This is a genomic window from Veillonella sp. CHU594, assembly GCF_003992265.1.
Lineage (GTDB): Bacteria > Bacillota > Negativicutes > Veillonellales > Veillonellaceae > F0422.
Genome location: NZ_RQVB01000003.1, coordinates 191,610 through 210,214 on the forward strand (window position 1 = coordinate 191,610; position 18,605 = coordinate 210,214).

At 37.9% G+C, this 18,605-nt stretch carries 20 protein-coding genes, 1 other RNA gene and 1 riboswitch; of the genes, 1 reads left to right on the forward strand and 20 read right to left on the reverse strand.

Annotation, left to right across the window (positions count from 1 at the left end):
- Positions 1–18: 18 nt before the first annotated feature.
- Positions 19–663: an RNA polymerase sporulation sigma factor SigH gene (gene sigH / locus EO111_RS02765; protein WP_127010586.1), complete on the reverse strand. Its 645-nt coding sequence runs from the start codon at positions 661–663 to the stop codon at positions 19–21.
- 126 nt (positions 664–789) lie between these two features.
- Here sigH and ssrA point away from each other — a divergent pair.
- Positions 790–1,131, forward strand: a transfer-messenger RNA (tmRNA) gene (gene ssrA / locus EO111_RS02770).
- 569 nt (positions 1,132–1,700) lie between these two features.
- Here the strand turns inward: ssrA and EO111_RS02775 are convergent.
- The 19 genes from EO111_RS02775 to EO111_RS02860 all read right to left on the reverse strand — a co-directional run bounded on the left by EO111_RS02775 (position 1,701) and on the right by EO111_RS02860 (position 18,597).
- Complete coding sequence (locus EO111_RS02775; protein ID WP_127010588.1) at positions 1,701–3,437, reverse strand: proline--tRNA ligase; 1,737 nt, start codon at positions 3,435–3,437, stop codon at positions 1,701–1,703.
- A gap of 35 nt (positions 3,438–3,472) precedes the next feature.
- Positions 3,473–4,549 carry a flavodoxin-dependent (E)-4-hydroxy-3-methylbut-2-enyl-diphosphate synthase gene (gene ispG, locus EO111_RS02780; RefSeq protein ID WP_127010590.1) on the reverse strand — a complete coding sequence of 359 codons (1,077 nt, stop codon included), beginning with the start codon at positions 4,547–4,549 and terminating at the stop codon, positions 3,473–3,475.
- 9 nt (positions 4,550–4,558) lie between these two features.
- The gene (rseP, locus tag EO111_RS02785) at positions 4,559–5,578 is read right to left on the reverse strand and encodes an RIP metalloprotease RseP (protein WP_127010593.1); all 1,020 of its coding nucleotides are present in this window, start codon (positions 5,576–5,578) and stop codon (positions 4,559–4,561) included.
- A complete protein-coding gene (locus tag EO111_RS02790) occupies positions 5,572–6,732 on the reverse strand; it encodes a 1-deoxy-D-xylulose-5-phosphate reductoisomerase (RefSeq protein ID WP_127010595.1) in 1,161 nt (386 codons plus the stop codon). The genes rseP and EO111_RS02790 overlap by 7 nt, the downstream gene beginning before the upstream one ends.
- Positions 6,733–6,756: 24 nt before the next feature.
- The gene (locus tag EO111_RS02795; RefSeq protein WP_127010597.1) at positions 6,757–7,575 is read right to left on the reverse strand and encodes a phosphatidate cytidylyltransferase; all 819 of its coding nucleotides are present in this window, start codon (positions 7,573–7,575) and stop codon (positions 6,757–6,759) included.
- A 1-nt stretch (position 7,576) separates the two neighbouring features.
- On the reverse strand, positions 7,577–8,344 hold the full coding sequence (locus EO111_RS02800) for an isoprenyl transferase (RefSeq protein WP_127010599.1): 768 nt from the start codon (positions 8,342–8,344) through the stop codon (positions 7,577–7,579).
- Entirely contained in the window at positions 8,316–8,573 is a 258-nt protein-coding gene (locus EO111_RS02805; RefSeq protein WP_009352768.1) for a hypothetical protein, read from the reverse strand. The genes EO111_RS02800 and EO111_RS02805 overlap by 29 nt, the downstream gene beginning before the upstream one ends.
- The gene (frr, locus tag EO111_RS02810) at positions 8,573–9,133 is read right to left on the reverse strand and encodes a ribosome recycling factor (protein WP_009352764.1); all 561 of its coding nucleotides are present in this window, start codon (positions 9,131–9,133) and stop codon (positions 8,573–8,575) included. Before frr ends, EO111_RS02805 begins: the two co-directional genes overlap by 1 nt.
- A gap of 12 nt (positions 9,134–9,145) precedes the next feature.
- Positions 9,146–9,865 (reverse strand): UMP kinase, encoded by a 720-nt coding sequence (gene pyrH, locus EO111_RS02815; RefSeq protein ID WP_127010600.1) that lies wholly within the window; start codon positions 9,863–9,865, stop codon positions 9,146–9,148.
- Between the two features lie 76 nt (positions 9,866–9,941).
- Positions 9,942–10,625, reverse strand: coding sequence for a translation elongation factor Ts (tsf, locus tag EO111_RS02820; RefSeq protein WP_127010602.1), 684 nt, complete (start codon positions 10,623–10,625; stop codon positions 9,942–9,944).
- 121 nt (positions 10,626–10,746) lie between these two features.
- Positions 10,747–11,472 (reverse strand): 30S ribosomal protein S2, encoded by a 726-nt coding sequence (rpsB, locus tag EO111_RS02825; protein ID WP_062402636.1) that lies wholly within the window; start codon positions 11,470–11,472, stop codon positions 10,747–10,749.
- 209 nt (positions 11,473–11,681) lie between these two features.
- Positions 11,682–12,284, reverse strand: a complete 603-nt coding sequence (locus EO111_RS02830) for a hypothetical protein (protein WP_127010604.1) — start codon at positions 12,282–12,284, stop codon at positions 11,682–11,684.
- Positions 12,285–12,538: 254 nt separating this feature from the next.
- Positions 12,539–13,843: a phosphomethylpyrimidine synthase ThiC gene (thiC, locus tag EO111_RS02835; protein WP_127010606.1), complete on the reverse strand. Its 1,305-nt coding sequence runs from the start codon at positions 13,841–13,843 to the stop codon at positions 12,539–12,541.
- 77 nt (positions 13,844–13,920) lie between these two features.
- A riboswitch (TPP riboswitch) is annotated at positions 13,921–14,029 on the reverse strand.
- A gap of 276 nt (positions 14,030–14,305) precedes the next feature.
- Positions 14,306–14,725 (reverse strand): hypothetical protein, encoded by a 420-nt coding sequence (locus EO111_RS02840; protein WP_127010608.1) that lies wholly within the window; start codon positions 14,723–14,725, stop codon positions 14,306–14,308.
- A gap of 9 nt (positions 14,726–14,734) precedes the next feature.
- A complete protein-coding gene (locus tag EO111_RS02845; RefSeq protein ID WP_127010610.1) occupies positions 14,735–15,118 on the reverse strand; it encodes a D-Ala-D-Ala carboxypeptidase family metallohydrolase in 384 nt (127 codons plus the stop codon).
- Between the two features lie 10 nt (positions 15,119–15,128).
- Positions 15,129–15,653, reverse strand: a complete 525-nt coding sequence (locus tag EO111_RS02850) for a phage holin family protein (protein WP_127010612.1) — start codon at positions 15,651–15,653, stop codon at positions 15,129–15,131.
- Between the two features lie 107 nt (positions 15,654–15,760).
- Positions 15,761–15,907 carry a hypothetical protein gene (locus EO111_RS08300; RefSeq protein ID WP_164723729.1) on the reverse strand — a complete coding sequence of 49 codons (147 nt, stop codon included), beginning with the start codon at positions 15,905–15,907 and terminating at the stop codon, positions 15,761–15,763.
- A complete protein-coding gene (locus EO111_RS02855) occupies positions 15,908–16,306 on the reverse strand; it encodes a hypothetical protein (protein ID WP_127010614.1) in 399 nt (132 codons plus the stop codon). It lies immediately after the preceding gene.
- Positions 16,307–16,317: 11 nt separating this feature from the next.
- Positions 16,318–18,597: a pyocin knob domain-containing protein gene (locus EO111_RS02860; RefSeq protein ID WP_127010616.1), complete on the reverse strand. Its 2,280-nt coding sequence runs from the start codon at positions 18,595–18,597 to the stop codon at positions 16,318–16,320.
- Positions 18,598–18,605: the final 8 nt, after the last annotated feature.

Genomic DNA, 18,605 nt, shown 5'->3' on the forward strand with positions numbered 1-18,605 from the left:
AACCTCTTCCTTTCTGTATTAACGGTTATGACCGAAGTAAACTTCCATTTTTTTCTTAACTCGTTGCAATGCATTATCGATGGATTTTACTGAACGATGATGTTCTTCTGCCATCTCCTGATACGACTTGGCATCCATATATCCACGTAATACATCCCACTCCAGAGGACTAAGAACAGCCTCCATCACTTCCTTTATCAGAGCATATTGCTCTCTATTGATGACTACTTCTTGAGGATCAAGATTCTTTTCTGTTTCTAACACTTCAATTAGCGTTCGTTCTGAGTCATCATAGGCTGGCTTATTTAAAGAGACATATGAGTTCAAAGGAATATGTTTTTGGCGACTCGCCCCTTTGATGGCAGAAATGATTTGACGTGTAATACATAATTCAGCAAATGCTTTAAAGCTAACCTCATGGTCTTTGTTAAAATCGCGCGTTGCTTTATATAAACCAATCATACCTTCTTGTATAATATCTTCTTTATCAGCACCCATTAAAAAATAGGACCTAGCTTTAGATCGAACAAAATTTTTATATCGTTGTACAATATAATCAGTAGCATAATGATTGTTTTCACGTTGATAGATAGTAACAATTTCTTCATCCGTTAGTGAGGAAAAACGTTCAAACTCAGCTACTGTTTCTGTTTCATATGACATAGGATTCCTCCTGTGACTCTGTACTAGGAATGATATTTAATAGTATACACTATCTCTTTAAAAAAGTACATATTTACATTTGACTTTCACAAGATATATCTATATAATTATAAGACAATAACATATGGGGACGTAAAGGTTTCGACAGGTATGGGTGTATCTTAGAAAGCGAGCTGGTGTCTCACTCGACCATAAATCAGTGAACCTTAAATTAAACGCAGAAGAAAATTTTGCATTAGCTGCATAAGCTACGTCACACCTTCTCTCGCCCGTGGAGAGGGATGTGGCGTCAAACTACGGGCTAGCTAGTTCTATCTGCTCAATTAGAGCTAGTTAAACCTCATGAGCTAGGATAGCTTAGGTTGTTGGTGTCCAAACACTATCCGAAATTTAAAACATCAACTGCGCTCGGAGAGGTCTAGGGGGCAACATGTTTGGACAGGGGTTCGACTCCCCTCGTCTCCACCACAATACCAAATGAAATAACCGCTTATTCATAAGTGTTCGTAAGTGTTCACGAATCCGATGAATAAGCGGTTTTTTAGTGTTCTATACTATTTTCAATGTTCGTAAGTGTTCGTATAGTTTAGGTAATTTTGCCCATTTTTTGCCCATTCAAAATTCACAAAGTGCGTGACGGGGTTTGATGTGAGAATACAGCTTTATTAAGCCATTTCTAGTGAGAATAGGTTGATTTATATATAATTTTTATTTAAAAATGGGCAATTTTTTCTAAAAAAATGGGCAAGAGGCCTTATAAATGCGATAACCATGCGTCTTCCGAGATTCAATGGTTGTGTCCACAGCTACTTGTGTAGTTATTACATCTAATAGTTTCAAGTACAGTACTCCTTCTACTATTTAATTACCTGTAAATGGTCAATACAAAGGCTATTCCATTAATAATAAAAGACAATCTAAAAAAATATACCTTAGAGGGCTATTGCTATCCCCCAAAATATATTATAGAACCAAAAAAGCTGTTCTACGCATATACGCATAGAGCAGCTCTTTTTAGATTATACTATAATCATAAATTATATGGAAAATCCATCTTTTAATAGACGCAGTAATCCTTGTACAGAAGTCGTCACTTCATCGATTTTCACTGTGCTTATGGATCCATCTTTACGAACACGTAATTCCACTTCACCAGATTCGATGGTATTTTTACTTACCGTAATACGTACAGGATAGCCAATCAAATCTGCATCTTTAAATTTAACACCTGCACGGTCCTTACGATCATCCAATAGTACATCAACACCAGCTTGTTTCATCTCTTTATACAAGCGTTCGCTCACTTCCATCAAAGCATCATCTTTCGCATTAATTGGAACGATAACAACCTCGAATGGAGCGATCGCTACTGGCCAAATAATACCATTTTCATCATAACTTTGTTCAATAGCAGCTGCCAATGTACGTCCTACACCAATACCATAGCAACCCATTTGGAATGGAGTTGGACGGCCACCTTGGTTCAATACTGTGGCATTCATAGATTCAGAGTACTTCGTACCCAATTTGAATACTTGACCTACTTCGATACCTTTATCGATGCGAAGTTGACCACCGCATTTAGGGCATGAATCATCGAGAGTAATCAAACGGATTGGTGCCACAATGATATCATCCATATTGAAATCACGGTTAGGATTGATATTGATATAATGCGCATCTGTTGTATTAGCACCGCCACATACATTATGTAAGTTCATCACAGTTTCATCCACTACAATGGCAAACTCTTCTGATTGTGAAAGTCCCACTGGGCTAATGAATCCAGCTGTTAATCCTATACGTGCTAAGTCTTCTGGGGTTGCCATTTCTGGCTCAATGCCACCTTCTACAGCTCGTTGTACAGCGATTTCATTCACTTCATGGTCACCACGAACAATGGCAAGAATAACTTTACCTTCAATGTTGTAGACTACTGCTTTAATTGTTTTTTCCAATGGCAATTGTAACATATCGGCTACCGCTTGAATTGACTTAGCATCTGGTGTAGATACTGTTTCCAATGCTTTAGATTCTTCTGTATCCACTTCCAATGCTTTTGGTTGGCCAATTTCAATATTTGCAGCATAATCACATTTTGTGCAGTGGATAACATCTGCTTCGCCGGATTCCGCCAAAGCCATGAACTCAAAGCTACCGGAACCACCAATAGCACCATTATCTGCTTCTACTGGTTTACATGTTAAGCCACAACGTTTGAAAATTTTACTATATGCCTCATACATATCCCAAAAAGACTTGCTCATACCTTCTTCATCGATGTCAAAGGAATAGGCATCTTTCATGATAAACTCACGGCTACGCATCAATCCATAGCGTGGACGACGTTCATCGCGATATTTATTTTGAATTTGATATAAACTTAAAGGTAATTGACGATAGGAATTGACTTCTCCTCGAACTAGATTAGTTACCATTTCTTCATGAGTTGGTCCTAAGCAATATTCACGGCCATGACGATCAGAAATGCGCATCATTTCTGCGCCATACGCAGCCCAACGACCAGATTCTTCCCATAGTTCACTAGGTTGTAAGATTGGCATCATGATTTCTTGGCTATTGATAGCTTCCATTTCTTCACGAATAATTTCATTAATTTTATGAATACTACGCCAAGCCAATGGTAAATAAGTATATAATCCACCTGCTACTTTACGAACAAAACCTGCACGCAACATTAACTGTTGGCTGATTACATCAGCATCGGAAGGCATTTCACGTAATGTCGGTGCATATAAGCGACTTGCTAACATAACATACTCCTTTATATTCTATATGATTCATACTCTTAATTATCTTCTAACGTTAAAAGATATTGATCGATTTCAGCAAATAAGGTATCTACCAACTCTTGTTCTGGTACAGTTTTTAATACTTTTCCTTTACGGAAAATAATACCTTGTCCTTTACCTCCTGCAATACCAAAATCAGCTTCTCGTGCTTCTCCAGGTCCATTTACTACACATCCCATAACAGCTACACGGATTGGGGCTTTTATAGCCTTCAATCGTTCTTCAACAATGTCTGCCATATTGAATAAATTGACTTGACATCTGCCACAGGTAGGACAAGAAATCATAGTCGCTCCAAAGGTACGAAGTTCCAAGGAGCTTAAAATAGTTTTTGCCACTTCGACCTCATGGATTGGATCGCCCGTTAAGGACACACGAATTGTATCACCAATACCATCTGCTAAGAGTGTTCCAATACCGATAGAAGATTTAATCGTTCCTTGTTTGATAGTGCCTGCTTCCGTTACGCCTAAATGCAATGGATATGGTATTTTACTAGATAATTTACGGTATGCTTCAATCATTAAAGGTACATCTGTAGCTTTAATAGAAACTTTCATTTGGTCATATTCTAAAGATTCTAAAATACGAATATGTTCTAATGCGGTTTCCACCATACCATCTGCTGTAGGATGCCCACCATGAGCATCTAATACATGCTGTGGTAAAGAACCAGCATTTACACCAATACGAATAGGAATCAATTTAGGCTTCGCTTTTTCCACAACTTTTATAACATTATCGATACTACCAATATTTCCTGGATTAATGCGAAGCCCATCAATCCCACTGTCAATAGCTTGCAGTGCTAACCGATAGTCAAAATGGATATCCGCAATTAATGGAATCATCGCACGCTCTTTGATATCTTTAATTGCTTTTGCTGCAGCCATATCAGGAACAGCTAAACGAACCAATTCACAACCAGCAGTAGCTAGGCGATTGATTTCCTCAATAGATTGTTCTACTTTCACAGGATTTGTAGTAATCATAGATTGGATACTGACAGGTGCGTTATCACCAATATGAACGGTACCCACTTGAATACCTTTTGTCGGTTTACGTTCTATCATAGGATACCTCTAAAATAATCGTAGAATATCTTGGAATGTAGAATATACAAACACTAATAATAATAGGCCTACACCAGTCATTTGGATGTATTGTAATGCCTTCTCTGGTAGTTTACGGCCCGTAATTCCTTCTAGAATTAATAACACCAAGTGGCCACCATCTAAGACGGGAATTGGCAATAGGTTGATAACTCCAAGGTTTAAGCTCAATAATGCAGTAAATAGTAGCAAACTGATAAAACCATGTTGTGCTACTTGCCCTGCCATTTGTGCGACACCGATAGGACCCGCTACATCGCCTTTACTATGCCCTGTTACAATATTCCACAATCCTTGTACCATATCAGCAAGGGTAGATCCAGTGTGGGATACAGCATGGACCGCAGATTCGCCAATACTATACTCTTTTACTTCCAATACTGGATTGATTCCGATAACAGCTCTATCACCAGATTCACGAGGAATCACTGTCGTAGATATAGTCTCACCATTTCTATCTAAGGTAACTGACACTACATGATTGCTATGACCTTTTAGAGACTCTGTAATATCTTTCCATTCTTTAATGGATTGACCATTAATGGATACAATTTTGTCTCCCTTTTGGATACCAGCCGTAGCCGCTGGATTTCCTGCTAATATATCTCCAATAATCGGTTCCTGAGATGGTATTGTGGTTCCATGGAACGCGAATACAAAAAAGTATATCACAATAGCCAATAAAAAGTTAAATGTAGCACCTGCAGCGATAACGATAAATCGTTGCCATACAGGTTTACTATTAAAACCACGTTCGCCAGCATCTTCCGATGGATCCATACCAGCAATTTTGTTGAATCCACCTAGTGGTAATAAACGCAAGGAGTATAGTGTTTCTCCTTTTTGCTTTTGAACGACATTAGGGCCAATACCGATAGCAAATTCATCAACACGCATGCCACAGGCTTTCGCAGTTAGAAAGTGCCCCAATTCGTGAATCATAACTATAACGCCGAATACGAAGACAGCTCCTAAAATTGTAATTAACATGCACTTCTCCTTTGTATTTCTTTGGTAGCTTCTTGTCTAGCCCAAGTATCCATAGCAAGTACTTCTTCTATGGAAGTAGGCACGCCATTTATCATCCGCCCGAGAACGGTAGAAACTACTTCATATATATGTCCATAGGTAATTTGTTCATCCAGTAAGGCATACACGGCCATTTCATTGGCTGCATTAAATACAGCAGGTGCATAACCGCCTTCTTTTCCCACTGTGAAAGCTAGTCGTAAGGCAGGAAAATCATCCCACCGAGGTGCCATGAACTGAAGATCTAAACCTTTGGTAAAATCTAAATGCTCCATTTGTAATGGATATCGTTTCGGATAGGTCATCGCATATTGGATAGGCTCACGCATATCTGGATTCCCTAACTGTGCCAAAATAGCACCATCTTTCATTTGAATCATAGAGTGTACAATACTTTGTGGATGTACCACTACATCAATATGATTGTAATCAAAGTCAAAAAGCCAATGGGCTTCAATAACCTCTAGGCCTTTATTAAATAAAGTAGCGGAATCAATAGTAATTTTGTTTCCCATATTCCATGTTGGGTGCGCTAAACAATCTTTTGCTGTTGCCCCATATAAATCGTCTGACTTCCAGTGACGTAAGGCACCACCTGAAGCTGTAACGATTAATTTTTCTACATTACTTCTATCTTGCCCTTCCAAACATTGAAAGATAGCACTATGTTCACTATCAATTGGCAAAATTGAAACACTATTGTCTTGGGCAGCTTTTGTAATTAAAGACCCACAAGCCACTAAAGTTTCTTTATTAGCAAGGCCAATCGTTTTTTGTGCACGAATCGCAGCCATGGTAGGTTCAATGCCTGCAGCACCAACTACGGCAGTGACTACCATCATAGCTTCTGGCAAAGTTGCCGCTATAGATAAGGCTTCTTTACCACCAATAATTTCTGTGGAGCCATCATAGCGTTCTCGTAATTGTATATATGCCTTTTCATCTACAACACCAGCCATAATTGGCTTAAATTCGGCAATTTGTTGCTCTAGTAAATCAATATTTCCATGTGTTACTAACGCTACTGCTTGGAATTGATCTGGATGTTGACGAATCACATCTAAAGTTTGTGTTCCTATAGACCCCGTGGAGCCTAAGATACTTATAGCTTTCATAAAGGTCTCCCTACAATTAAATCATTACAGCATAAGAATATATGCCAATACTAATGGTGCAGCAAACAATAGACTATCAAAACGATCTAATACGCCACCGTGACCAGGTAATAATGTGCCAGAATCTTTTTTATTTGCCTCACGTTTTAATTTTGATTCAAATAAATCTCCTAGCGGTGCTAATATCCCAACAATGACACCTATGCCAACGCCAAAATTCAGCGGTAATCCTAAGGAAAGAGATCCAATCCACCCTGTTAAAATACAGCCGATGAAACCTCCAATAAAACCTTCCAACGTTTTATTAGGACTAATAGTTGGTACGATGTTTCGTTTTCCAAAAGAACGGCCTACAAAATAAGCAAATGTATCACTAGCCCAAATAGCTATCAACAGAAGCCAAATGACAGCCGTACCGAATCCTTCTTGTCCCGCATAATAGCTGGTATTTTCATAGATTCTATTATCACGCAACACCATCAATGCAATAAAGCCACTGGTAACATATAACAAACTACTAATAGTAGATTGCACTGTTGGAAGAGTTCTTTTCCCGTTGCAGAATGTGTATTCAATGACCATAACTAACATCACCAAAATTCCTAAGAATAAAGCTAATGGGTAGCTACCAAATACCAAGGAACCGCATACAAGGGCAATATATATCAGACCCCACTGTGGTAATAGACGCCGTTTCATATGACGAAATAAGCTAACACATTCTACCCAACCGATGACAGCTAATACGGACATCACAAGATTAAAAAACAGGCCCCCATAGGTGATGGCAACCGCCAGCAAGACAACACCAATCAAAGCTGTGATGAGACGGGTTTTTAACATATTATTTCTCCTCTTTTAAACCACCAAATCTACGCTCACGTTGCTGGTATGCCAAGATGGCTTCTTCCAACACTTGTGACGTAAAATCTGGCCAATGTAAAGGGGTAAACCAGAACTCTGCATAAGCAATTTGCCATAACAAGAAATTACTAATTCGTGCATCATTACTTGGTCGAATCAGTAAATCCACACGGTCAAATTCTTTTGTATCTAAGTAGGAAGAAATCAATGTTTCTGTAATATCTTCCTCATTGATAACGCCCTTTGCCACATCTTGGACAATCTGTTTTGTAGCTCTTGTAAGTTCGTCACGTCCCCCATAGTTGATTGCTAATTGCAGTGTGATTCCCTTATTATCTTGTGTTAATTCCTCAGATTCTTTGATGATTCCTTGTAACTCTTCAGATAACTTGGTTATATCTCCCACAAAACGAATGCGCACACCTTCCGCATGCATACGTTTTACATTTGAAAGTAAATACTCTTTAATAAGACCCATTAACAGGCTGACTTCTTCTTCTGGTCGTTTCCAGTTTTCAGTGGAAAAACCATAGACAGTCAATGCTTTCACACCAAATCCTTGGGCTGCTTTCACAATATCCTTTAATACTTCCGCACCTGCGCGATGACCCATACTCCGTGGCATGCCTTTACGCTTTGCCCATCTACCGTTACCGTCCATGATAATGGCAATATGTTCTGGAATATTCGTTGGATCTATAGTCGGTCTCTCTTGATGTTTACTTTTCTTCCATAAGTTTTTTAGCATACTGTACCTCATTCGACTGCGCCACATGACTGGCTACCATAGGATGAAAGAGAACTATCTCCCATGCGCCTTCTTTTACTATGACACGGCCTACATAACATTCTTCGGAAGAAATAGAAAAGAACCGATTATAGTTCTTTTCTATTTTTGTAGTAAAAGGGATAGAGGCAGCCTGCAAAAGAGACTGTGCAAGCTGCCATGGAAATCCCAAAATAGATGTATGTTCCATTAGACAGACATAACATCCTTTTCTTTTATATCGCGAAGTTCATCAATTAATTTAATTTTTTTGTCAGTCAATTTTTGAACTTGTTCTTGTCCATCTTTTGACACATCTTCAGTGATTGTTTTCGCTTTTTCTTCTTTTTTGATTGCATCATTAGCATCACGACGAATGTTACGGACTGCAACTTTAGCGTCTTCTGCTTTCTTGCTTACTACTTTTACTAATTCTTTACGGCGTTCTTCTGTCAATTGAGGGATAGCCAAACGAATAGCCTCACCATCGTTATTAGGGTTTAATCCTAAATCAGATGTTAAAATAGCTTTTTCAATAGCACCAATCATAGTTTTATCCCATGGAGCAATTAAAATCATGCGAGGATCTGGAGCAGATACGTTTGCCACTTGATTAACAGGTGTTGGTGCACCATAGTAATCTACCATAACGGAATCCAACAAAGATGTATGTGCACGACCTGTGCGTACATTAGCAAATTCATGTTTTAAGGATTCAATTGTTTTGTCCATGCGCGCTTCTTCGCGGCTAATAATTTCTTTAATTTCCATAGTGTTCACCTTTTATTTTACGATAGTACCGATGGCTTCTCCCTTAGCAGCACGTGTGATGTTACCAGGAATATCCATGCTAAATACAACGATAGGAATATGATTATCTTTACATAATGTAGTTGATGTAGCATCCATTACTTTCAATTCTTTGCTGATTACATCCATGTATGTTAATTCATCGAATTTTACAGCATTTGGATTTGTTTTAGGGTCGGAATCGTATACACCATCAGCAAATTTTTTCGCCATTAAAATAGCATCTGCTTCGATTTCAGCAGCACGCAAAGCAGCTGTTGTATCTGTAGAGAAGTATGGATTACCCGTACCTGCTGCAAAGATAACAATACGACCTTTTTCTAAGTGACGAATAGCACGACGACGAATATATGGTTCTGCTACTTCTTGCATTTCAATCGCTGTTTGAACACGAGTTGCTACGCCTGCATTTTCAAGAGCATCTTGTAATGCGATAGCATTCATCACTGTTGCAATCATACCCATATAATCAGCAGATGCACGATCCATACCTTTAGCACTACCGGATAGACCACGCCAAATATTTCCACCACCTACAACGATAGCAATTTCAATACCACTTTCTTTGGAAAGTGATGCAATCTCTTGTGCCAATGGTTCTACCACTTGTGGGTTAATGCCAAATCCTTGATCACCTGCTAAGGCCTCACCGCTAAGTTTTAATACGATACGTTTAAATTTACGTTCACTCATGTCCTTCTCCTTATGACGTTTCTAACAAATAATTCAAAAATAAGAGAACACTTGCGGTGTTCTCTTATCTCCGTACTTATTTACCTACAGTAGCCATAACTTCTGCAACGAAATCGTCTTGTTTCTTTTCGATACCTTCGCCTAAAGCATAGCGAACATAACGACGTACGTTAATGTTTTCACCGATTTTAGCGATTGCTTCATTGATCATAGCTTGTACAGTTTTTTCACCGTCTTTAATGAAAACTTGTTCTAATAGGCAGTTTTCTTTATAGAATTTTTCAACGCGGCCAGTTACCATTTTTTCAAGAACTGCTTCTGGTTTTGGTTTACGGCCAGCTTTAACGTCTTCTTCAGCTTCTACTTTAGCTTGTTCCATCAATACAGCTTTTTCGTGTTCGATTATATTAGCTGGAACATCTTCACGTTTTAAGTATGTTGGGTTAGCTGCTGCAATTTGCATTGCTACATCTTTACAAAGAGCTTGGAAATCATCAGTTTTAGCAACGAAGTCTGTTTCACAGTTTACTTCTACTAATACGCCGATACGTCCACCACCATGAATGTAAGATGCTACTACACCTTCAGCTGCAATACGACCAGCTTTTTTAGCTGCCGCTGCTAAGCCTTTTTCGCGAAGGAAGTCAACTGCTTTTTGGATATCGCCATCAACTTCTACCAATGCTTTTTTAGCATCCATCATACCTGCGCCAGTCATGTCGCGTAATTCTTTTACTAAAGCTGCTGTAATTTGAGCCATGATTTTTCCTCCTATAAATAATTAAGGTAAGACCTTAGCCTTACCTTAATTTTACATCGTTATTACTTATTTATCAATTAAGACTATGTCTGTATATATTGTTAAATAATCTTACAGATTCTTAAGCTTCTTCGGAAGCAGTTTCTGTACCGAAAGCGTCTTGTTCACCTTGACGACCTTCTAAAATAGCGTCAGCCATTTTACCAGCTAATAATTTAACTGCGCGAATAGCGTCATCATTTGCTGGGATAGGGAAATCAACTTCGTCTGGATCACAGTTAGTGTCCACAGTAGCTACTACAGGAATACCTAATTTTTTAGCTTCTGCGATAGCGATTTTTTCTTTTTTAGGGTCAATTACGAAAAGTGCACCTGGCATTTCTGGCATATCTTTAATACCGCCAAGATATTTTTCTAATTTTTCCCATTCATGACGAAGACGAATTACTTCTTTTTTAGGAAGAACTTCGAATGTTCCATCTTCAGCCATTTTTTCTAATTGTTTTAAGCGTTTAATACGAGCTTCGATAGTTTTGAAGTTAGTCAACATACCGCCCAACCAACGTTCGTTAACGAAGTACATATTCGCACGAAGAGCTTCTTCTTTTACAGCTTCTTGAGCTTGTTTTTTAGTACCTACGAAAAGGATTGTTTTACCTTCTTGAGCTACTTCACGTAAGAAATCATACGCTTCTTCTACTTTTTTTACAGTTTTTTGAAGGTCAATGATATAAATACCATTACGTTCAGTGAAGATGAATTTAGCCATTTTAGGATTCCATCTTCTTGTTTGATGTCCAAAGTGAACACCAGCTTCTAATAATTGTTTAAGTGATACTACTGCCATGTTGGCACCTCCTGTTAAAAAACCTCCGCAACTCTCATCCCTCAGCAAACGCGAAATTGCGCACAGAACTGATAGTCTAGTTGCGTGTGTATTCATACTTGGTTAGTATAGCACAAAATGTGGGGTGAAAGCAAGGGGAAATCATGCATTATATCTATGTTCCCTAGTAGCTATTAATTACTTATGAGAGCCCGGCTGTCGATGTACTATTAGTAATCCCAACCGAATAAGTGGAAGAGTTTATCTTTAATTTGTTCTTCTTCGGAATTAGGGACATAGTTACCAAGATATACACCTTCTATATTAGAAATAGTAAAATGCCCAGCATATCCTTTCCAAATTAAATTCCCATGGATATCATAATAGGATGGGTCAATTGAAAACTCTCTCCTTGAATAATCCAATGTTTTATTAACTCCATATGCTAATGGTAAATATTCCACTGTTACCACATCTGGACTAACGTCTCCCTCGCTACCTAACCACTGTGATCCAATAGGGGTAAATTCACGTTTAAATACACCATATACTACTCGATTTTGAGCTTCTCCATCAGCACGCACTTTTGTTCTATCTACATATGTTTTATAGTATTTATTTTCGGAAAGTAAAATCCAGCGTTCTCCTGCTTGAGGTAATTGTAACTTTCCATCAGATTGTTTTGTCACCTGCGTATCACCATCAGGAACGCCCAAAGCATTATCTAATTTCTTTAACGTTTTACTTAACCAACTAGCTTCTACTGTAGCAGTACCTGCATTGAATGCAAAAACGCTAGCTAATACAAGAGCGATTGCTGTTCTTTTCCTCATAGCACACCTCACATAAATAACTAAAATACATATATGTTATTACTATCATACATCATAATATCTGGACTAATCAACTATTTGACATGATATTTCCTATGTATTTTTTACTTTTATATCTAAATAATGATAATTGTATAAAACGTATAATAGTAGTTTATCCATAATATATTTTGATCGGTTAGATTTATCCATTCACATACTCTATATAACAAAACAACCAACTCCAAAAAAGAGTTGGCTGTTTCATCTCTTATTTATAATATATCTATTTTCTCTCCTTCTAAGGCTTTGTTGATGCTCCGCACAGCGCAGAATTTTCCGCACATACTGCAAGCTTCTTTATGTCCTTCTTCTGGGGCACGACTTTCACGGATGCGACGTGCTTTTTCAGGGTCTAGTGCTACTTCATATTGTGCTTCCCAATCAAGTTTTTGGCGCGCCTCTGCCATGCGGTCATCGCGATCTCGTGCATTCGGAATCCCTTTTGCAATGTCTGCGGCATGCGCAGCAATTTTGAAAGCCATGATGCCTTCTTTCACATCATTTTCGTCAGGTAAGGCTAAGTGTTCTGCTGGTGTTACATAGCAAAGGAAGGCTGCCCCATGCATGGCTGCTACGGCACCACCGATGGCTGCTGTAATATGGTCATAGCCTGGTGCAATATCTGTTACCAATGGTCCTAATACATAGAACGGGGCCTCATCGCAGATCGTTTGTTGCACTTCCATGTTGGCTTGTACTTGATTCAATGGTACATGACCAGGACCTTCCACCAACACTTGTACACCACGTTCACGAGCTCGTTTTGTTAACTCTCCAAGTCGAACAAGTTCTTCGATTTGACAGATATCTGTAGCATCTGCCAAGCAACCAGGCCGGCATGCATCGCCAAGAGAAATGGTCATGTCATATTCTGCACAAATGTCCAAGATTTCATCATAGTATTCATAGAACGGATTCTCTTGACCAGTCATGGACATCCAAGCAAAGACTAAACTACCGCCACGACTAACAATGTTTAATTTCCGTTTGTGATGTTTAATTTGCTCTATTGTATGTTGTGTAATCCCACAATGTAATGTGACAAAATCTACCCCATCTTCTGCATGGAGACGGATCGTAGAAATAAAGTCTTCAGCTGTCAATTCTCCTAAATCTTTTTGGTGATGTATAACGCTATCATAGATAGGCACGGTGCCAATCATAACGGGACATTCTTTTGTCAACAAACGGCGGAATACTTTTGTATCACCATGTGTAGACAAGTCCATAATAGATTCAGCTCCCAATGCCACTGCATGATGGACTTTTTTCATTTCTTCTTCATAGTCTGTACAGTCTTTGGATGTACCTAAGTTCACATTGATTTTTGTGCGTAACTTTTGACCAATTCCTTCCGGTTGTAAAGCCGTATGATGTTTGTTGCATGGAATTGTTACATGTCCTTTTGCCACTAACTCTCGTAATACTTCAACATCCATGTTTTCTTTTTCTGCTACCACTTTCATCGCGTCGGTAACAATGCCTTTTTGGGCTGCTTGCATTTGTGTGTAAAACATAAAAAGCTCCTTTCATTACAAAGGAGCCTATTTGGGGTGCTCTATACACAAAAAGGTATCGACATTACATCGATACCCACATATGTCAGCGTGCTTCCTACGCGGGCATGATCCCGATCAGGTCAAAAGGTCAGGTACTTCATAGTCCTTTCTCAGCCTATTACATAGGCTCCCTTGCAAATCTAAAATATTTACTTACTTATAGTATATCATGCAATGATGGATTTTTATAGAAAATTATTCTTCCTCATCCATGATGGCATTATGGTACACATAACGCACATATTGCTATAAACCTTTGGTATTAAGCCATTCTTGTAAAAAAGGTTGTGCAACGGTTGTGCAACCGTTCCCAAAAACAGTTTTTATTGATAACATTATAAATTATTTTTTATACGTTACCGAAACATTTTATAGGCTAGTCCACCTAATAAAAGCACCTCAATAAATCGGTGCTTTTGACTATTTTTCTTGTACTTCTTTATTTCTTCCTTCTGCTCTTCTAAGTATAGATTGGCTTTCTCCAATGAGATTTGCTGCTCTGTCAATTTCTGCTCTTGTAGATTTAATTTCTCCTTGGATGCTCTCAACTGCTCCCTCTGTTCTTCTAGTAGCTGCTTCGCTTCTAGTAATGCTACTTTCGATTCGTTCGTTGATAACTTCGCTACGTTCAACTGCATCTCTAACCTCTCGATTGAGTTTGCTTGCTTCTTGTTGATTGTATTGAGCTCGTCTAAGTTCTTGCTGAGCATCTTGTATTCGCTTTGTGTTAATGTCACTCCCTGTTCCGCAAATGTATAGCAGGGCACAGATAATAGTACCAAAGCCAATAGCAAGCATAATCGTGTGTTTTTTAATCCATGAAAGAATAGTTCCATACATTTCAACCTCCTAATATTGCTCCCATTCCGCATCATAACCTCGGACATCAATGTGTACAAATTGTAGTCCATAATATCTGCCAACACCATCTGCACCACACTCTTTTGCAATATCTGCTAATTCATCAACACTAATATCGTCCACTGTAATGTCAGCAGCTGTTCCTAATACATGTTGAGAGTTAGGCACTCCACCTACCTCACGATTGTGGTCTTCACAACGGTATCCACTTTCGATATATACTGGTCGTCCTACACGTTCTCGGATTTTATCCAATACATCTACTAAACGTTTGTCAATAATATGATCCAACACATTTTTCCCATCTACTACATTATGTCGATGACATTTGCAGGCAAACTCATAATCCTCAAAATAATTTCCAATTTTCATATATGTCTCCTTATAACTTAAATTTGAACTTACTTTCAATCATGTCTCTGATGGTATCTAAAAACTTTCCCATCATTACATTTCCACCATCACGCATATTTTCTAGTACACTCAAAAATTCTGCTGAGGCTAAATATAACCAAACTAAATTAACTACAAAGGCTTCTTTCCCTGCCATAAAATCAAAGCACCAACCTATGGCTGTAGCAAATACATATGTCATTACCTTTGTCACAAAGGGTTTTCTCATATGTTTAGATGAAATTAATCCCTTTTCAAACGCAGGAATGATTGCTATATACTTATCCCAAGCAGATATACTTTCTTTGTCTGCTCCCGCTTCTACTAACATCTGATAGGCAATCGCTCCCCATCTAGTCAGCAAATCAAATAAAACTAATAAAATAAACACGCCCAGTACTTGAACGTGCTTTAAATTCATTAGCCATATAGCGGCACTACCTATAAGGGATAGTCCCACCTTTATAATCCACGACTCTACTAGAATATCTCGTAGAGATTCTAAAAATCCCATATCGAATACCATTTTACCTTTTAATACACCTAAACAATAAAACTTATCAGATCTGGTTTATCTCTAGCTCTGTTCATAATCACTCCTACCATCTCTCTTGAACAATATTATTCCTCTTTTTTGTCTTCCATATTCATTAAATCGTTGTGAATGCATCCCTCAGTAGGGCAAGTACCGTCTTGATTGAGTGTAGCATAACACCATTCGCAAAAATGCATCACTGGAATATCTGAGTGTACTTCGTAATTATCCATTTACTTTACCTCCTTAATCTTTGTAATCATTTCTTGTGTGAGTTTTTTATATTGCTCTTGTAAATCTGCTACACTAGCACCGCTCAATGTACGTCTTGCTAGTGTTTGTTCTAACGTTTCAAAACGTTTGTCATAGTAGGCTTTAATCTCTGCTATACGTTCTGCTTTTGTAGGTGCTACTGGTTCGGGTACATAATCAATAAAGTTACCGTTGATGTAGCATTTACTGTTATAAAATTCATTTTGTATATCTTGATTACCTACTAGATATGTATGGTTCGGATATTGCATTTTAGCAAAGTTTAATACTGATTCTTCTGTGTCTCCATGTAATCCTACTAAGTAGGTAGTTACTCGGAGACCTTTTTCATTTAAGACAAAAATATATTTATTCTCCATATAAACCTCCTTTAAACACCTATCGCCAAATATATAACAATACGCCGTGAATTTTGTGTCCCAATGACTTCAGAAATTGTGACTGATGTTATATCTAGCTTTTTTGTTTGAACACTTGCTAGCCACTTATCGGAACGTGGATTAATGTGGCTATAAAATATTCCAAAGCATTTTTTTCTAAATGCAATTGGGAATGTTGCTGTATATTGTGCTTCTCCCGTTGAATGTGTTATTTTTATATATCCAAATTGTATGATGACTGTATTTTCCCCTTGCCCAATTAAGATATATCCTTCATCATCTCCGGTATATTTTACTTGTACATTTAATGTTTGCCCTGTGCTTCCACCTACATCACTTAATAATTCTTTTACCACTGCCAATGTCGGAGCAAGGCTTGTATTTGTATCTGCCTTATTAGTTGTTAAGAATTTTAAAACGGTTGTCACATCACCTTTTGTAATATTTAAACCTTCGTTATGTTTCGTAATATCTGTAACGGTTGCGTCATAATCCCCATGATAATGCCATGCACCCCATGCGTTATAGAATGTTCTATAGCAAATATTACAAGGCTTGTTATTCGCACCATAAGAGTAGAATACTTGTGTAATCTTGTTAGTATCACTTTTAATAACTTGGACTACACCATAGTAATAAACACGTGTAGTGCTCGGTGCATTTCTCCACCCCCACATGCTTGCTGTTGCTTCATACATTCCAGTATCTGTGAGATTATTCCAATCGTTGATACCAGTAGGCATAGGCTTCATACTCATGTATTTGTTAAGATTATGTGCAGTGGAGTCTATATTATGTTCACTAATTTTAGTGGCAATAGAATTATTTATATCACTTACCTTTCTCTTCTCTTCTTCAATAGATGTTTGTAATGGAGAAATTAACTCACGCCCAATATCGTTTTTAATAGTTCCTTTTAAGGGTGCAATCAATTCACGATTTATATCATTTTTTATATTCGTTTGAATCGTTTGTAGCTCACCTTTTGTCACCCAGTTAGTTGTTTTGCTTTGTAGATCTGTTTGTGTTACACAATTTCCAATTTTACTTTGAAATTCTTCTTTTGTTACCCAATTATTAATTTTACTTTGTAGATCTTCTTGCGTTACCCAGTTACCAGTTTTGGCGGCTCCAGCTTTGTTGGCCCATTCCTTGGCTTTCTGCACCTCTGATGTAGCACTAGACACATATCCTTGCATATCTCTTACAATAGTGGCAGCATAACTTTTATATTCCTGTAATAGCTGATTCACAGTATCTCTCATTGATTCAGCTTCTCTATTCTTATCCAGAATCGATTGTTGCATGCTTTGAATCCCATTAGATATACCCTTTACTTCTTCTATAGCTTGTTCTAAATTGTGTGCATGACCTTCTGCAGCACTTGCCTTTTCAATAACACTTGCTTTTAATTGATTAATCTCTTCTTTAGTAGCTATAGTAGAGGATTGTATATTACGTAATTCTGCTATGGAGTTTTCCATAGTTCCGACATAACCCTTTATTTCTCGTGCTTTAGTTTCTACAGCTCCTACACCTTGTAAGATATCACTATTTTTAAGTCGCTTTGTAATGTCACTTTCTACTTGTTCTAAGCTTTGTAACACTGTCTGCTCTGTAGATCGTATTTCTTGCTTTGCTCTCTCCTTTAGTGTTTCAGTATCTCTTTCTAAACGACTAAGTTTTTCTTTAATTTCCCCATGCATCGTCAGTGATTCTCTATGAATCCCATCTATTTGCTCTTTAATTCTATCAATATTAGCTTTAGTAGATGTGACTTCACTTGTAATACGTTCCACTCCATCAAATGGATTCTCTACAAGTTCAATTGCATTTCTTTCACGGTTGATACGTAAATAGGCATTTCCTATTTGTGTCGGAATCACAGTATCAAACTGTTCTGATAACACTTGTAGTGGAATACCTTTATGATGACTACCTAATTCCTGTATCATACGAACAATCTTATCTAATTGCCCTTGTAATGCTGTATAAATTGGTTCATTAGGCAACTGTAATGTATTATTCCGTGGAGTTTCCCTAGTAAGCAATACACTTTCATTCCTTGCCAGTGGAGTACCATTCTTTGGATATGTATATTGCTTAGTAGTAGAATTAAACTCAAAATTTGTAGAAATTCGTTTTGTTTTCCCATTACTAATTACGTAACCTACAATGTCCTCTTTCCTTGTGAACGAGTACGGGTATGCAAAGGTCTTATTCTGACCATCCCCTTCGTACATGATACTTACTCTTTCATCATTAACCATATGTGTCT